The organism is Streptomyces sp. SID3343, assembly GCF_009865215.1.
GTDB lineage: Bacteria > Actinomycetota > Actinomycetes > Streptomycetales > Streptomycetaceae > Embleya.
In genome coordinates, this window is the sequence record NZ_WWJX01001429.1 from 1 (window position 1) to 16,538 (window position 16,538).

A 16,538-nucleotide genomic window follows, 5' to 3' on the forward strand; every position below is an offset into this window, starting at 1 on the left:
GCCGCACAAGACCGCGCACAAGCCGGCGGGCACCGCGAAGAGGGCCGCGCCGGTCAAGAAGACGCCGACCGCCGACGGCGTGCCCGAGCACGGGCCGCGCAAGACGGCGCACAAGCCCGCCGGTGATGCCGCGAAGAAGGCCGCGCCGGCGAAGAAGGCCACGAAGGCCACCCGTGCCAAGCCCGTGACGGGGCCGGACGCGTAGACCTGGATCTGGATCCGGACGTAGACGTAGACGTGAGTGAAGGGACGGACGTCGACGTGAGCGAGCGGGCGGACGGCGACGAGGGCGTCGACGTGGCTGTCGGGGCGGTTGTCGATGCGAGTGCCGAGGCGAGTGTCGGCGTGGTTGCCGAGGCGGGAGTCGGCGTGGCTGTCGATGTGCCTGTCGGCTCGGCCGGGGATACGGGTTCGGCCGTGGTGGTCGGGCCGTTGGAGGTCGAGCCGGCGCGGCCCACCGGGGACGCGTATGTGGATGGTGCGCTGTCCACTCTCAGCCGTGTGGGTGACCTGCCGACCGAAGCCCACGGGCCTGTGTACGAGGATGTGCATCGAGGACTGCGGGACACCCTGGCGGCACTGGACCGATAGGTCCGGACCGTCGACCCGTCCGGATCCGCCGCGCGAGTCGGCGCGATGCGTCGAGTACGCCGGATGCACCGGATACACCGGCCGTCGGCCATCGGGCACCGGATAAGCGGATCGGGGTTTCGGGTGAGGGTATGGATCCTGGTGGGTCCGTGCCGCGCGCGGGACGGGTGCCGGGTCCACGCGTGTAGTCAGGGTGATGTACGCGGGTGGTTGCGGTTCTCGTCACGGCTCAAGGGCTTCGGCAACGTCAAGGCTCGGCAACTTCAAGGCTCGGCAACTTCAACGAATGGCAGGCACGACCGGTGGCACGACGCAGGCTCGACGCCGAGCTGGTGCGCAGGGGACTGGCTCGGTCGCGGGACCACGCGAGCGAACTGATCGCGGCCGGGCGGGTGACGGTGGGTGGCCAGACGGCGACCAAGGCCGCCACCCAGGTCGACGCGGGGGCGGCCGTCGTGGTCGCCGCCGACGACGGTGATCCCGATTACGTATCGCGCGGCGGGCACAAACTCGCGGGCGCGCTGGCCGCGTTCACCCCGCACGGTCTGGTGGTCGCGGGGCGGCGCTGTATCGACGCGGGCGCGTCCACGGGCGGTTTCACCGACGTGCTCCTGCGCGCGGGCGCGGGGCACGTCGTCGCGGTCGACGTCGGCTACGGGCAACTCGCGTGGTCGCTGCGCAGCGACGACCGGGTGACCGTGCGGGACCGCACCAACGTGCGCGAGTTGACGCCGGATCAGGTGGGCCCGGCGGCCGAACTCGTGGTGGGCGACCTGTCGTTCATCTCGCTGGGCCTGGTGCTGCCCGCGCTGGTGCGTTGTTCGGCGCCGGACGCCGACCTGGTGATGATGGTCAAGCCGCAGTTCGAGGTGGGGCGTGAGCGGCTCGGCGCGGGCGGGGTCGTGCGTGATCCGGCGTTGCGGGCCGAGGCGGTGCGTACGGTCGCGGAGCAGGCCGCGAAGACGGGGCTGGGCGTTCTCGGGGTGACCGCGTCACCGCTGCCGGGGCCTTCGGGCAACGTCGAGTACTTCCTGTGGATGCGGGCCGGCGCGCCCGAGTTGGATTCGGCGGACGTGGATCGGGCGGTTGCCGAGGGACCGCGGTGATCGGCGCGCACGATAACGTCACGGCGTACGGGTACGGCTGCGGTCGATTCGATGCGGACGAGGGGATACGGGCATGAGCGATCGCACGGTGTTGGTCGTGACACACACCGGCCGACCTGCGGCGTTGCGCAGCGCACGGCTGGTCGTGGAACGACTGGTCACGGCGGGCCTCGACGTGCGGGTGCTCGAACCCGAGGCCGACGAGCTGGCCCTGCCGGGGGTACAGGTCGTGCCCGCCGAATCGGGTGCGGCGAAGGGCTGCGAGCTCGCGATCGTGCTGGGCGGCGACGGTACGTTGCTGCGCGGCGCGGAGGTGGTCCGGGAGGCGGCGGTACCGATGCTCGGGGTCAACCTGGGCCGGGTCGGCTTCCTGGCGGAGGCCGAGCGCGAGGACCTCAACGACGTGGTGGAGCGGGTCGTGGCGCGCAACTACGACGTCGAGGAGCGGATGACGCTCGACGTCGTGGTGCGGGTGGCCGGCGAGATCGTACATACGAACTGGGCGCTGAACGAGGCCGCGATCGAGAAGGCCTCGCGCGAGCGGATGCTGGAACTGGTCGCCGAGGTCGACGGCCGGCCGCTGTCGCGGTGGGGCTGTGACGGCGTGGTGTGTGCGACGCCGACGGGGTCGACGGCGTACGCGTTCTCCGGTGGCGGCCCGATCGTGTGGCCCGAGGTCGAGGCCCTGATCATGGTGCCGATCAGCGCGCACGCGTTGTTCGCGCGGCCGGTGGTGGTGTCGCCGAACTCGGTACTGGCGCTGGAACTGGCGCCGGAGACGCCGCCCGGCGCGTTGTGGTGCGACGGCAGGCGCACGGTACAGCTCCCGGCGGGCGCGCGGGTGGAGGTGCGTCGGGGGACCCAGCCGGTGCGGCTCGCGCGATTGCATCGGGCGCCGTTCACGGATCGACTGGTGGCGAAGTTCGCGCTTCCGGTGAAGGGGTGGCGGGGGCGGGCTTAGGGTCCGGGCGGGGCACCCCTTGGCCCCTTGACGCCCTGGTGTGCCGGTAGGGCCGGCGGGTTTTGTGCGCTGGTGTTTGTTTCGGGTTTGGTTTTGATCGTTCGAGCTTTGGGTTTGTCGTCGGCCGGGGGTAGCGCTCCGCCGCCGGGTGTTCGCGCCGACGCTACCCGGGTTCGTTGATCGAGGTGGGCAAAACGCCACTGTGGAGTGTGGTCGTCGCGTCCGGTCCCCACGACCTCGTAGTGTCGTCTCGTGCTCGAAGAGATGCGGATACGGGGTCTGGGCGTCATCGAAGATGCCGTCGTCGAGCTTGCGCCGGGTTTCACCGTGGTCACGGGCGAGACCGGCGCCGGCAAGACGATGGTGGTCACCGGACTCGGATTGTTGTTCGGCGGGCGGGCTGATGCCGGGCTCGTGCGATCCGGGGTCGGCAAGGCACTGGTCGAGGGGCGGCTGAGCGTGCCGGCGGATTCGCCGGCGGCTCGGCGGGCCGCCGACGCGGGTGCCGAATTGGAGGACGACGAGCTGTTGCTCGCGCGTACGGTCTCGGCCGAGGGCCGATCCCGCGCGCACGTGTGCGGGCGGGCCGCGCCGATCGGGTTGTTGACGGATCTCGCCGACGACCTGATCGCCGTGCACGGCCAGACCGACCAGCAACGGCTGCTGCGACCGGCCCGACAGCGCGGCTCGCTGGACCGCTACGCGGGGGAGGCCGTCTCGGTCCCGCTGCGGGAGTACGGCGGCGTGTACCGGCGGCTGCGTGAGGTCGCCGCGGAACTGGACGAGATCACCACCCTGTCGCGGGAGCGCGTACAGGAGGCCGACCTGTTGCGCTTCGGCCTCGGCGAGATCGAGCAGGTCGTGCCGCAGCCGGGCGAGGACGTCGAGTTGTCGGCGGAGACGGCGCGGCTGGGCCACGCCGACGCGTTGCGCACGGCCGCGACGACGGCGCACGAGGCGCTGTTGGGCGATCCGGAGACGGGTACGGACGCGGTGGACGCCTCGACGCTCCTCGGGGCCGCCCAGCGGGCGGTGGAGGCGGTCCGTGAGCACGACCCGGCGTTGGCGGCGTTGGCGGAGCGGCTGGGCGAGGTCGGATACCTGGTGTCGGACGTCGCGACGGAGCTGGCGTCGTATGCGGCCGGCGTGGACGCGGACCCGCTTCGGCTCGCGGCCGCAGAGGAGCGACGGGCGGCATTGACGGGTTTGACCCGCAAGTACGGCGAAAGCATCGACGAGGTGTTGGCATGGGCCGAGCGTTCGGCGGCGCGGCTCGCGGAGCTGGACGGCGACGAGGACCGGACCGAGGAACTGACCGCGCAGCGTGACGCGTTGTCGGCGGAGTTGGCCGAGCTGGCCGGGCGGGTCTCGGCGGCGCGGCACGAGGCGGCCGAACGCTTCGCGGACGCGGTCACGGAGGAGTTGGCGGCGCTCGCGATGCCGCACGCGCGGGTGGGCGTGGCGATCTCGGCGGTCGAGGACCCGGCCGGCCTGGCGGTCGGCGGGCGGCTGCTGGCCTACGGCCCGGCGGGCGTGGACGAGGTCGAGTTGCAACTGTCGCCGCACCCGGGCGCGCCGCCTCGGCCGTTGGCCAAGGGGGCGTCGGGCGGTGAGTTGTCGCGCGTGATGCTCGCGGTCGAGGTGGTCTTCGCCGGGGCGGACCCGGTGCCGACGTTCGTGTTCGACGAGGTCGACCAAGGCGTGGGCGGCAAGGCCGCGGTCGAGGTCGGGCGGCGGTTGGCGCGGTTGGCGCGCGTCGCGCAGGTGATCGTGGTGACGCACTTGCCGCAGGTGGCCGCCTTCGCGGATCGGCACCTGGTGGTGGAGAAGTCCAGCGACGGCACGGTCACGCGGTCGGGAGTGGTGACGCTGGACGACGCGGGGCGGGTGCGGGAGCTGTCGCGGATGTTGGCGGGGCTGGAGGACTCGGAGCTGGGACGGGCGCACGCGGAAGAACTGCTGGCGACTGCGGCGGGGGCGAAGCGGGAGGACTAGTGGGCTCGGGTTCGGTTCCCACCCGCACCACTTCCGGCCTCGCGGCCGGGTGGGTGCGCCCGGATGCGGTAGATCCGCAAGCGGCGTACGCAACGGTACGGGTGGTGCGGGTGGTGCGGGTGGTGCGGGTGGTGCGGGTGGGAACAATCCCCGCCGGAAGGCGTCACGCCGACGGCGCCCGCCCCCGCGGCACCGCAGCCCCCCGAAGCACGGCGCGAGCCGCCTCGCACAGCGCGGCGACGCCGGAACTGTCGCCGCGACTCGGCAACCACGCGAGGGCCGTCGTGGCCGGCGGGAGGTCGGGGACGTCCGCGTACGCGAGCCCCGGCCTGGGATACAGGTCACGTGCCGCAGCAGGCAGGAAGGCGATGCCCTCGCCCTGGGCGACGGCCAACAGCAGGGACTCGATGTCCGTGACGACGTGCCCGAAGCGCACGTGCGTACCGTCGGGGCGCGGGTTGACCGTCCAGTAGTCCCACCACCGGCGCACCGCACCACCGGCCGCCCCCGCCACGTCGACGAATACCCGGTCGGTGAGGTCGGCCAGGTTGAGCGGTTGTCGTGACACGAGCGGATCGCCGGCCGGAAGGCACGCCACGCGGGACTCGACCGCCAGCCGCAGCGTGCGGATGCCCGTCGGCAAGGGAGGGCGGACGAACGCCGCGTCCACCTCTCCGCTGGTGAGCGCGTCGACCTGACCGGCGAAGTCGAGGCTGCGCATCTCCACCGTGCTCTCCGGATGTCGGCTGCGAAACTCGGCGAGTATCTGCCGGGCGTGCGGCATGGCGGCTACGGCGTCGATGAAGCCCACGGTCAACCGCCCGGCCACGCGGCGCGTTTGCAGTTGGACGACCACCCGGAGCCGGTCCACCGCGTCGACGGCGGCCCGCGCTTCGGGAAGCAACGCCCGTCCTGCCGGCGTGAGTTCGACCCGTCGCGTCGAGCGCTGAACGAGGCCGATGCCCACGCGCCGCTCCAGCGCGGTGATTTGTCGGCTGAAGGCGGGCTGGGTGATGAACATGCGTCTCGCCGCGTGCCCGAAGTGCAGTTCCTCCGCGAGAACCAGGAAGAGTCTCAGCTGGTGAACGCTCGGATCACCGCCTCCGGTCGTCGGAGTGAGTTCCGGCGCGCCGGCCGACCGCTCGACTTCGTTGTCCGCCATACCCATCACTCTATAGATACGTTTGGTAACGGCCTGAGTTCCCCCTTCTACGTGGTGCCACCGCACGACCACGATGGGTGACGGGCTCGCGTCTCTCATAGGGGTGAGGGGTCGCGGGAGCCGTCGAGGAGGAACAAGCACCGTGAACATGTCACCGCGCGGGTCGTTGTCTCCGACGATCGCGGGCACGGCGTTGGTTGCGCTCGTGGCGTCGATCGCGACATCGATCGCGACCACCGTCACCGGTTCGGCAGGCGCCGGGTCGGCCGGAGCCGGGGCCGACCGGACCGTACGGATCGAGCAGGGCGAGCAGGGCGCGCCTGGCCGGCGGGAGCTCTCGGCAGGGCCGGGAGGATCGCCGATGCTCCGACTGTGGCAACAGGTCGACGCCTACGTGACGCGGCATCCGCAAGCACGCCGGATCGCCGTCGACACGATCACCGTCACGGGCGGGGACCTGACCGTGACCGCACCGGGCGACAAGAAGCCCGGCAACCCGACCGCCGCCGACAGTGGCGGGCCGGCGTGCGGTGCGGCGCGCTGGACGCCCGTTCACCACCTCCGGCCCTGCCGGTGACGAATCCTGGCGCGAACGAGAGCGAGTGCGCCGCCGGTTGCGGGGAGCAGGGGCGGCCCGGCAGCGAGAGTGAGCCTTTGGCGGCCCGGGTCGCGAGTCGAGTGGGGGCGCGACCCGGGCAACCTTTCCGCCCGCCCCGCAGCCGAGCAGGGTGGTACTCGGCTGCGGGGCGCTCTCCGCGCGATCGGCTCTGATGGGCCGCTCGTCGATCGGCCTTCGACGCGCAGTCCGGCAGCGGGCAAGCGCACGGCGGATCGGGAGTCGGCCGGGGCGAGTGGATGACGTTCCTATGCTGGGTGGATGTCAACTCCGGAGTTCATCCTCGCGTTGCGGGAAAAGATCGGTACCGACCCGTTGTGGCTGTCGGGGGTGACCGCGGTCGTGGTGCGCGGTGAGGACGTGTTGTTGGTTCGGCGGGCGGACAACGGGGCGTGGACGGCGGTCACCGGGATCATCGATCCCGGGGAGCAACCGGCGGACGCGGCGACGCGGGAGATCCTCGAAGAGGCCGGCGTCGAGGCCGTGCCCGAGCGCCTGGCCATGGTTCACGTGACCAAGCCGAGTGTGTACACCAACGGGGACCAGGCGCAGTACCTCGACTTGGTGTTCCTGTTCCGTTGGTACGCGGGTGAGCCTCATCCGGCGGACGGCGAGAACACCGAGGCACGCTGGTTCCCGTTGAACGCCCTGCCGCCGATGACCGACGACATGCGGACCCGCATCGACACGGCACTTGCCGCGGAGCCGGCGGCACGGTTCCTCGTCGGCGGCGCCCGCTCGGTGACCTGACGGACAGAGCGACCGACGAGGCGGGTGCCGGTCGCCCTGCGGGGCGGGTTCGAGCTCTTCGAAGACGACGCCGCGCTTACGCACGATCTCGAATCCGCTCGCAGATCGTCGGATTCGAGGATCAGCGGGCCGGGCGCGGGGTTTCGGTCCACGTCGCTCGGCCGTCCCGCGGCCGCCGCATGTGACCACAGGGTGATCTGCACGGGCTGTCGGGAACGCCGACGGTGAGGAGAGGTCCGTCGGGTTCGGGGAAGTCGATCCGCTTTTCCAGGCCGAGTCCGTCGGTGTGGAAGTTCGGCGCGCGGTCGGGGTTTCGGGAGGCGGCTCGTCGTCCGGCGGATCGGAGTGGGCTCGGTCGTGCCTACGGGTTCGGCCTGCGGGACGGTGGGGTGGTCTGCTCGGCCATGAGCTTGCGGAAGTGTTCGCGGGCCCGGTGGATGACTTGTTGTTGCAGGGCACGCTCGTGGGTGTCGAGGGACAGCGTTCGGCCCGCGCTCGGTCGGGTGCCTCGGGATGGTGGTGTCGAGGTGCGTTTCTTTGCTTTTGCTGTAGATCGCGCCTTTAGGGTCATACGACACCCCTTCCCATTCGGGACGTGGATGTGCGTTTGATCGCGTGGCGATGTCACCGGGTCGGTGCCGGGCCGAACCCGCCCTCCCGTCCACCGACCGGTGGACGCCGGGTTCAACCGGGCGAGGCTGTCGGCGGGGAGGGGCCGGCGACCAGCATCTACGGCATGAAGAAGCTTGCGGTTCGTGTGGCTCGGTGGAGTGCCGGGCATCCCTGGCGGGCCATCGCCGGGTGGTTTCTGTTCGTTGCCCTGTGCCTCGGCGCCGGGATATCGGTCGGCACCAACGCCGCCGTCGCCGAGGACTTCGGCGTCGGGGAGGCCGGCCGAGCCGAGTTGATGGCCATCGACGGCGGGTTGCAACAGCGGCCCACCGAGCGGGTGTTGATCACCGCCAAGTCCGGCGCGGGGCCGATGGACGCGGCCGCGGCCGACGCCGCGGCCCGGGACGTCGCCAACCGGATGAAGGCGCTGCCCGAGGTGCTGTCGGTGGCCGAGCCGGTGCGATCGGCCGACGGGAGGATGCTCCGGGTCGACGTGACCATGAAGGGCACCGAGCTCCTCGGCAAGGAGCACGTCGACCCGCTCCAGGCGCAGACCGCGAAGGTGCAGGCCGCCCATCCCGGCCTGCGGGTGGCGGAGACCGGCGGGCCCTCGATCAGCGAGGACGTACAAGGTCAGCGCGGCGACGACCTCTCGCGTACCGAGATGATCGCGCTGCCGATCACGCTGCTCACCCTGCTGGTCGTCTTTCGGTCCGCGGCGATGGCCACCGTGCCGCTGCTCATCGCGCTGTCCTCGATCGCCGCGGCCGTCGGCCTGGCGATGCTCGCGTCGCACGTCTTCCCGGACGCGGGCGTCGGTACCAACGTCATCCTGCTGATCGGCCTGGCGGTCGGCGTCGACTACGCGCTCTTCTATCTCAAGCGCGAGCGTGAGGAACGGGCCCGCTCCGGCGGCCGGCTCGGCACACGGGCGGTGGTCGACATCGCCGCCGCCACGTCGGGCCACGCCGTGGTGGTCTCCGGGCTCGCGGTCGCCGCGTCCAGCGCGACGCTGTACCTGGCCGACGACGTCATCTTCTCCTCGATCGCCACCGGCGCGATCGTGGTCACCCTGGTCTCGGTGGTCGCCTCGCTGACCGTCCTGCCCGCGTTGCTGGTCAAGCTCGGCGTCCGTGCGGAGCGCCGCGAGGCACGCAGGGCCGAGCGCGCGGCGCAGGCCGGCAAGACCCTCGCCCCCCGGAAGCAGCCGCGCTCCGGCGCCGGCCGGATCACCGGCGCGATGCTCCGCGGCACGAGCAGGCGCCCCGCCACGACACTGGTCGTCGCGGTCCTGGGCATGCTGGTCCTGGCCGCCCCGATCACGGGACTCAAGCTGACCGACATCGGCCGGGAGAACTACGACCGCTCCCTCCCCGCCATGGCCGACTGGCACCGGGCCAACGACGCGTTCCCCGAACTGAAGTCCATGCACCAGGTCGTCGTCCGCGCCGACCCCGGCCGCGCGGCGGAGGTCGCCGGCGCCCTGCGCGACCTCGAACAGCGCGCCAAGAACGACCCGTTGCTCGCCGGCAAGGCCGAACTTCGCACCTCGCCCGACGCCCGGATCAGCATGCTGGAGATCCGCGACCCGCACTTCGTGAGCGCCGACGCCGCGCACACGTCGCTCGACCGGATCCGCCACGACTACGTTCCCGCCACGGTGGGCAAGCTGTCCGGCGTCGACTACGCGGTGACCGGGGACGTCGCGCGCTTCGCCGACTACCCGGAGCACCAGAAGCAAAAGCTGCCGCTGATCCTGGGCACCCTGTTGCTCGTGACGTTCGCCATGACCGTGTGGGCGTTTCGCTCCGTGGTCCTCGGCCTGATCGGCGTGCTGCTCAACCTGCTCTCGGCCGGCGCCGCGCTCGGCCTCCTGGTGTTGGTCTTCCAAGGAGGTTGGGCCGAGGGGCTGCTCGACTTCGACTCGATCGGCTCGATCGGTTCGCGGATACCGCTGTTCCTGTTCGTGATCCTGTTCGGCCTGTCGATGGACTATCAGGTGTTCGTGATCAGCCGGATCAGAGAGGCCGCGCTGCGCGGTGTGTCGCCGCGACAGGCCGTGCTCGACGGCATCGGCAGCTCGGCCGGCGTGGTGACCAGCGCGGCCTTCGTGATGGTCACCGTCTTCGCCAGCTTCATCGGGCTGCACCTGATCGAGATGAAGCAACTGGGCTTCGGCCTGGCCGTGGCCGTACTCCTGGACGCGTTCGTCATTCGGATCCTGGTCCTGCCCGCGATGTTGCTGCTGCTCGGCAACCGGACCTGGTGGCCCTCGCGCGAGATGCGCCGGGCCCAGGAGCACCACACCACCGCAATGGCCCGACCGGTCGAAAAAGTAGGCTGACCGGCATGAACGCACGGCCGCAGCCCATCGATCAGGCCCGGATCTGGACGCTCCACCGGTGGTACATCCTCTTCTGGGTGGTTCTGGGGTTGCTCCCCATGGTCGTCGCGGGACGGGACGACCCCGGCGCGACGAAGTACTGGTCGATGGGCCTGCCGGTCGCCACGGGCCTTTGCTACGCGATCATGCGCGGGTTCCCCGACAACCGGGTGCTTCGGCCGCAGACCTTCCTGTGGGTGCTCGTCGTCGCTCTCGGCGCGATGTCGTACACCCGGGAGGGCGGTGCGACGGTGTTCGTGGCGACGCTTCCGCAGTTCTGGTTCCTCGCCAAGGATTCGTTGTCCTCGATCAGGTACAGCGGCCTTGCCGCGGCGGCCACGGTCCTGGCCGCGGTCGCCCCACAGGGGTGGAGTCCCGAGCTGTCCGACGGCAACACCGTCGCCACCGTGATCGCCTACGCGATGAGCGTCCCGCTGGGGCTCTCGGCGCACCGGTTCGTCGCCCAGCGGAACGAGCAAGTACGGGTCCTGGGCACCGAGTTGGAGTCCACCCAACTGCAACTGGCCGAGGCGCACCGGCGCCAGGGCGCCGCGGACGAGCGCGAGCGCCTCGCCCGGGAGATCCACGACACGCTCGCCCAGGGCTTCGCGTCGATCGTCGTCCTGGCGGAGGCGGCCCGCTCCGGCCTCGAGGCGGACGCGGCGCGCAGCGCGCAGCAGTTGCGCTCGATCGAGCAGACCGCACGCGAGAACCTGGCCGAGGCGCGGGTCCTGGTCGGTTCCGCCCCACAGAGCGGCGTCGCGCCGGGCTCGGTCGCCCGGGTCCTGCGCCGCACGCTGGACCGCTTCACCGAGGACACCGGCCTCACCGTCGACGCGGACCTGCCGGACGTCGAGTGCGATCAGCAGACCCGGATCGCGCTGCTGCGCTGTACGCAGGAGTCGCTCGCCAACATCCGCAAGCACGCGGGTGCTTCCACGGTCGGCGTGGTCCTCGCCGGAAACCCCTACGGCGTCGAACTGGAGATCACCGACGACGGCCGCGGCTTCGTGGTCGAGGACGCCGGCGGGTTCGGACTCGTCGGCATGCGCAAGCGAATGGACGAACTGGGCGGGGAGTTCACCGTCACCAGCTCGATCGGCGACGGTACTCGCGTACTCGCCGTGATTCCCACGAACGGGCAGGTGTGACATGACACAGGACCAACTTCGCATCATCGTGGTGGACGACCACTCGGTGATGCGTGCCGGAGTCGTGGCCCTGTTGGCCGCGGAGCCCACGATCGAGATCGTCGGCGAAGCGGCCGACGGGAGCGAGGCCGTCGAACTCGTCGAGCGCCTGGCACCCGACGTGGCACTGATCGACCTGCGGATGCCGGTCCTGGACGGCGTGGCCGCCACCGCGCGGATCGTCGCCGGCCCGGCCCGTACCCGGGTGTTGATCCTGACCACGTACGACACCGACACCGAGATCGAGCGCGCGGTCGAGGCCGGCGCCATCGGCTACCTGCTCAAGGACACCACGCGCGAGCAACTCGTCGCCGCGATCCGCGCCGCGGCCCGCGGCGAGACCGTCCTGGCCCCGCGCGTCGCGGAGCGCCTCGTCGCCCGGATGCGGCAACCGGCCCCGGTGGTGTTGACCACGCGCGAGGTACAGGTGTTGAACGCGGTCGCCGACGGCCTCTCCAACGTCGACATCGGCAAGCGCCTGGTGATCGCCGAGGCGACGGTGAAGACCCACCTGCTGCGCGTCTTCGCCAAACTCGATGTCAGCGACCGCACGCACGCGGTGGTGACGGCGATGGAACAGGGTCTGCTGAACCGGCGGACGCCGTAGTGGGGGTGGGGCGGGTGGCCTGATCGGCTCCACCGCGAGCGGTAGGAACCGCAGCCCGCCCTCCGGGAGGCAACGGAGGGTGCGGGCGGGCACCCTCCCCCCGACGCAACCGAAGACGCGACCGCAGCGGAATCACCAAGGCCCGTCTTCCGCCCCCCGCCGGAGGTGCCCTCGCACGAGAAGGTCGGCCGTTTCCGCCGCGATGCGCCGGCACTCGTCCGCCGCCAAGGGCCGCACCCCGTGCAACGACGCGACTCGCCCCTCGGTGGCCAACAGCAGCAGGAACTGCCGGGCGGCCCGTTCGGCGTCCGGAACCACGAGGTCGCCGGCCGCGTCGCGTTCGGCGAGGTAGCGGGCGATGTCCTCGGCCACCTCACGGGACGCGTTCTCCCGCCAGATCTGCTGCAACTCGGGATGACGGGCGATCTCGGCGATCGTCAGCCGGTGCAGGGCGGCGGCGTCCGGGGCGAGCACGATGCGCAGGATGCGCAGGCCCGCGTCGGTCAGGTCGGTACGGACGTCGCCGCCGAAGACCAGCGGTCCCTGCCACGCGTCGGCCTCGGCGTCCAGGCGTGCGTTCGACTCGCGCGCGGCGGCCAGGAACAGCCGCTCCTTGTCGCCGAAATGGCTGTACACCGTCTGCTTCCCGACCCCGGCCTCCGCGGCGACCGCGTCGACGCTCGCGCCGGCGTAGCCCTCACGCAGGAACACGGCGAGGGCGGCCCGCAGGATCGCGTCCCGCTTGGCGGGGGAGCGGCGGGAGTTCGGGGCGACGGGTGGTTCGACCATGCTCCACATCCTACCGCTTGCCAAGACTGATCGGTCCAGTCTAGTTTCGAAGCTCCAGACGAGACGGAACGGTCTAGTCTTGACGGGAGGCAGTGATGGCTTCGGAATCCGGCGAAGCGGTGCGGGGTCGGGGATGTGCGGGCGGGGGAGGTGGCTCGGGTCCGGGTCCGGGCGGTCCGGGCGATCTCGGCGGTTCGGGTGGTCTCGGTGCTTCGGGTGGTCTCGGTGGTTCGGGTGGTCTCGGTGGTCTCGGTGGTTGCGGGGAGGCCGAGGGCGTTGCCGCCGCGTCCGCGGGCACCGCGGTGCTCACCGGAAGGGCGCGGCTGGTCGCCGTCGGTGTGGTCATGGCGGCGGTCGTGATGGACATCCTCGACACGTCGGTCGTCAACGTGGCGCTGCCGTCCATCCGGACCGGGCTCGGGGCCGGCAACGCCACCCTCCAGTGGCTGGTGGCCGGCTACTCGCTCGCGTTCGCGGTACTGCTGATCGCCGGTGGGCGGATGGGCGACGTGTTCGGATACCGGCGCGTGTTCATGGTCGGTACCGGCGCCTTCATGGCCATGTCACTGATGTGTGGGCTGGCGCCCAACGCTTCGATCCTGGTGGCCGCGCGCGTCCTTCAGGGGGTCGCCGCCGCGATGATGGTTCCGCAGGCGACGTCGCTGCTCCAGATCATGTACCGGCCGCACGAACGGGCCAGGGTGATGGGCTTGTTCGGCGCGCTCGCCGGTCTCGGCGCCGCGCTCGGGCCGCTGGTCGGCGGGGCGATCCTGCACGCGGACGTGCTCGGTACGGGGTGGCGGCCGATCTTCCTGATCAACGTCCCGGTCGGGGCCGGGGCGTTGGTGGCCGCGTACTTCCTGCTGCCGGCGGGCCGTTCGCCGCACGCGACGCGCCTCGACGTCGGTGGCACGGTGGTGGTCGTGGTGGGGCTCGGGCTGCTGGTCCTGCCCCTGATCCAGGGGCCGTCGCAGCACTGGCCGCCGTGGACGGTGGTTTCACTGGTCGCCGCGGTCCCGGTTCTGGCGCTGCTCGTTCGTGGTCAGCGCGGCCGGGCCCGGCGCGGTGTGCCGACGTTGGTCGACGCCGCTCCGTTTCGGCGGCGATCCTTCCTGGCCGGCCTCGCGCTCAGCCTGGTCGTCGAGGCGGTGCTGGGCGGGACGATGCTCGTCCTGACCTTCACCCTCCAGGAAGGGCTGGGGCTGAGCGCACTCGAGGCCGGGTTGGCGACGTTGCCAATGATCGTGGGCATGGTCCTGGGCGTCGCGGTGATGGCGGAGGCGCTGATCCCGCGCATCGGGCGGTACGTCGTCACGGCGGGCAGCGCGGTACTGGCGGGTGGGCTGGTGGCCGTCGTGTGGCCGATGCGGCACTACGCCCCGGATGCCGTCCACGTCTGGCAACTGATTCCCGGGCTGGTGGCTGCGGGCGTCGGCCTCGGCATGCTGATGGGCCCACTCTTCGCGATCACCCTCCAGGACGTCGACACCGCCCACGCGGGGGCGGCCTCCGGCGTACTGGAGTCGGTGGAGCAACTGGGCGCCGTGTTCGGTGTGGTCACGATCGGCGCGGTCTTCCTCCACCGAGCGGGCGATCACGGAGCGATCCCCGCCTTCTCGTGGGGCATCGGGGCGGCTCTGGTGGTACTGGCGGTCGTGGCGGCGGCGAGTCCGATACTGCCACGACGCTTCCGCACCGAGGAGGAACTCGGCCTGTCGTGAAGGGAATCGGTCAGAATGGTCCGGAACGCCGAGTGGGGCGGGCGGACCGCCGGTCGGGAACCGACGGTGGTCCGCCCGCGGCGGGATCGCGGCTGCTCGTGGGGCGACGGCCCAGTCGGTTCGCGCCGCGCGCTTTTGGTGCGGCCTCGTGTCTCGCTGCCCTGCGCTGCCCTGCGCTGCCCTGCGCTGCGCTGCGCTGCGCTGCGCTGCGCTGCCCTGCGCTGCGCTGCGCTGCGCTGTGCTGCGCCCGTACGCGACGCCGGGCCGCGACGGTCAGCCGATGTAGCCGAGGGCGCCCAACGCGCCCACTCCACCGGCTCCCATGAACAGCGGCATCAGCACCTTGATCTCGACCTTGCTTCCGGCCCGGAACCGCATACCCTTCGGCGGGCCGAGCGGATACCAGCGCTTACGACCTATCGGGATCGGCCACAGGATCGGGCAGCCGGAGATCGTCAGCGCGTCGCCGACGCAATGGGTGAGCGCGCCGAGGGCGATCGGGAGGCCGACCCACCAGTACTCCTGGCCGGGTTCGGTGAAGAACCAGTCCGAGCCGTTGCCGGGCTTGTCGAGGAACTCGACCAGCATCCACGTACTCGTCGCACCGAGCAGCCACACCAACACGTCGCTCGACAACCGGGCTTGGCGCCACAGCAGCCCCTCGATCGCGAGGACCATGTGGATGAACAGCACGCCGAGTACGCCCCAACGTCCACCGAACGCGCAGACCGCCGACGCGCCGGCGCCGCACAGTACGGCCCAGACCCACGTGTGGGTGAGGGTGCGGTGGCCACCGTTGCGGCGCGGGTCGCCCTTCTTGCGGGTCGCCTTGTACACCGCCGTCGACAACGCGTCGACCACGCCGCACAACGCCATCGAGATCGGCCCGAACGCACGGGAGACGGTCGCGGCCTTGTGATCCAGATCGGGCGCGAGTGCGGCGCCGGCGCAGATCAGTGCCCCGACGACCAACACGGGCCAGGGCATCGGCCGCCCCCACGCGGCCGCGGCGGCGCCGGCCCCCGTCCACGCGCTCGCGCCGGACAGGGAATGGGCTGGTCCCATCATGTGTGCTCTGCTCCTCGGTACCCGGGCAGACCCCGAGCCCGCACAGTGCGCAGCAGCCTAGCGGCCGGGGGAGAGTGCCTTCGCCGGCGGCAACGGGGTGGTGGGCGGAGGGCGGCGGCGGAGGCCGTCGGCGGCGTCGAGGTCGAGGGCGGGCGGGGGTGGTGTTCTGCTGTGTGGGGTCCGATTTCCGCCGGCTTCGGGGGACTTCCGCTACCAGACTGGGTGGCATGGTCAAGTCAACCGAGGGGCTCATCGAGCGATTCGTCCTGGCCGGCGCGGAATTCGAGCAACGGCTGCAGATGGTGCGGCCCGAGCAGTGGACGTGGCCGACGCCCTGTAGCGAGTGGGATGTGCGCCGGCTGGTCAACCACATGACTCGGGGGAACTTCGGTTACGTCGGGCTGCTGCGCGGCGGCAGCGGCGCGGAGTTCCTGCGTCTTCGTGACGTCGACGCGCTGGGTACGGACCCGGTCGGCGCGTACACCCGGTCGGTGCGGGAATGCGCCGATGCGTTCGGGCGGCCGGGCGCGTTGGAAGGTGTTCTCGACTATCCGTTGGGGCGGGTGAGCGGGCGTCAGGCGCTGGCGGTGCGGACTACGGACAGCGTGATCCACACCTGGGATCTGGCCCGGGCGATCGGTGCGGGTGACGTTCTGAACGCGGGGTTGGTGGCGTGGATCGAGTCCCACTTGGACGAGATCTATGCGGGTCTGGCGGAGAGCCCTACGGCGGTCGATACGACGCATCGTTTCTTTGCGGCGCCGGCGCCGGGTGGGGAGCTTGCGCGGGACGCTTCGCGGCAGGATCGGCTGTTGCGTCGGATGGGGCGGACCCTTTGACCTCGTTCGTGGCCGCGTGGCCCTGGGGGGTGGTGGGTTGGCGTTGTTCGTGGCCGTTTGGCTTTGGTGGGTTGGTGGTTGGGTGTTCGGGGCTGCGGGTGCGGGTTGGTTGGGTTGGGAGGGGTTCCCACCCGCACCACCCGTTGCG

At 71.3% G+C, this 16,538-nt stretch carries 14 protein-coding genes and 1 pseudogene; 12 read left to right on the forward strand and 3 right to left on the reverse strand.

Annotated features, from left to right (window positions below; translation table 11 throughout):
* From GT354_RS45660 to recN, 5 genes and pseudogenes are all read left to right on the forward strand, one after another.
* Positions 1-205: pseudogene (locus tag GT354_RS45660) on the forward strand (histone protein); the annotation flags it as partial.
* Positions 206-237: 32 nt separating this feature from the next.
* Positions 238-591, forward strand: coding sequence for a hypothetical protein (locus tag GT354_RS53105; RefSeq protein WP_202513043.1), 354 nt, complete (start codon positions 238-240; stop codon positions 589-591).
* A 302-nt stretch (positions 592-893) separates the two neighbouring features.
* Entirely contained in the window at positions 894-1,697 is an 804-nt protein-coding gene (locus tag GT354_RS45665) for a TlyA family RNA methyltransferase (RefSeq protein WP_161363372.1), read from the forward strand.
* A 73-nt stretch (positions 1,698-1,770) separates the two neighbouring features.
* Positions 1,771-2,658 (forward strand): NAD kinase, encoded by an 888-nt coding sequence (locus GT354_RS45670; RefSeq protein ID WP_161363374.1) that lies wholly within the window; start codon positions 1,771-1,773, stop codon positions 2,656-2,658.
* Positions 2,659-2,922: 264 nt separating this feature from the next.
* On the forward strand, positions 2,923-4,653 hold the full coding sequence (recN, locus tag GT354_RS45675) for a DNA repair protein RecN (RefSeq protein ID WP_161363393.1): 1,731 nt from the start codon (positions 2,923-2,925) through the stop codon (positions 4,651-4,653).
* Positions 4,654-4,816: 163 nt separating this feature from the next.
* Here the strand turns inward: recN and GT354_RS45680 are convergent, their stop codons facing one another.
* Complete coding sequence (locus GT354_RS45680; RefSeq protein WP_161363377.1) at positions 4,817-5,815, reverse strand: LysR family transcriptional regulator; 999 nt, start codon at positions 5,813-5,815, stop codon at positions 4,817-4,819.
* 142 nt (positions 5,816-5,957) lie between these two features.
* Here GT354_RS45680 and GT354_RS45685 point away from each other — a divergent pair, with 142 nt between their 5' ends.
* The 5 genes from GT354_RS45685 (at position 5,958) to GT354_RS45705 (ending at position 11,973) form a co-directional block, all read left to right on the forward strand.
* The gene (locus GT354_RS45685; protein ID WP_161363378.1) at positions 5,958-6,392 is read left to right on the forward strand and encodes a hypothetical protein; all 435 of its coding nucleotides are present in this window, start codon (positions 5,958-5,960) and stop codon (positions 6,390-6,392) included.
* Positions 6,393-6,692: 300 nt separating this feature from the next.
* On the forward strand, positions 6,693-7,181 hold the full coding sequence (locus tag GT354_RS45690; protein ID WP_161363380.1) for an NUDIX domain-containing protein: 489 nt from the start codon (positions 6,693-6,695) through the stop codon (positions 7,179-7,181).
* A gap of 736 nt (positions 7,182-7,917) precedes the next feature.
* Complete coding sequence (locus GT354_RS45695) at positions 7,918-10,137, forward strand: MMPL family transporter (protein ID WP_161363382.1); 2,220 nt, start codon at positions 7,918-7,920, stop codon at positions 10,135-10,137.
* A 5-nt stretch (positions 10,138-10,142) separates the two neighbouring features.
* Positions 10,143-11,327, forward strand: a complete 1,185-nt coding sequence (locus tag GT354_RS45700; protein ID WP_161363384.1) for a sensor histidine kinase — start codon at positions 10,143-10,145, stop codon at positions 11,325-11,327.
* A 1-nt stretch (position 11,328) separates the two neighbouring features.
* Positions 11,329-11,973, forward strand: a complete 645-nt coding sequence (locus GT354_RS45705; RefSeq protein ID WP_161363386.1) for a response regulator transcription factor — start codon at positions 11,329-11,331, stop codon at positions 11,971-11,973.
* A gap of 132 nt (positions 11,974-12,105) precedes the next feature.
* Here the strand turns inward: GT354_RS45705 and GT354_RS45710 are convergent, their stop codons facing one another.
* The gene (locus tag GT354_RS45710; protein ID WP_237536112.1) at positions 12,106-12,762 is read right to left on the reverse strand and encodes a TetR/AcrR family transcriptional regulator; all 657 of its coding nucleotides are present in this window, start codon (positions 12,760-12,762) and stop codon (positions 12,106-12,108) included.
* A gap of 302 nt (positions 12,763-13,064) precedes the next feature.
* Here GT354_RS45710 and GT354_RS45715 point away from each other — a divergent pair, with 302 nt between their 5' ends.
* On the forward strand, positions 13,065-14,483 hold the full coding sequence (locus tag GT354_RS45715; RefSeq protein WP_161363388.1) for an MFS transporter: 1,419 nt from the start codon (positions 13,065-13,067) through the stop codon (positions 14,481-14,483).
* A gap of 273 nt (positions 14,484-14,756) precedes the next feature.
* Here GT354_RS45715 and GT354_RS45720 read toward each other — a convergent pair whose 3' ends face one another.
* A complete protein-coding gene (locus GT354_RS45720; protein ID WP_161363390.1) occupies positions 14,757-15,551 on the reverse strand; it encodes a metal-dependent hydrolase in 795 nt (264 codons plus the stop codon).
* Between the two features lie 227 nt (positions 15,552-15,778).
* Here GT354_RS45720 and GT354_RS45725 point away from each other — a divergent pair, with 227 nt between their 5' ends.
* On the forward strand, positions 15,779-16,390 hold the full coding sequence (locus GT354_RS45725) for a TIGR03086 family metal-binding protein (protein WP_161363392.1): 612 nt from the start codon (positions 15,779-15,781) through the stop codon (positions 16,388-16,390).
* Positions 16,391-16,538 lie beyond the last annotated feature (148 nt).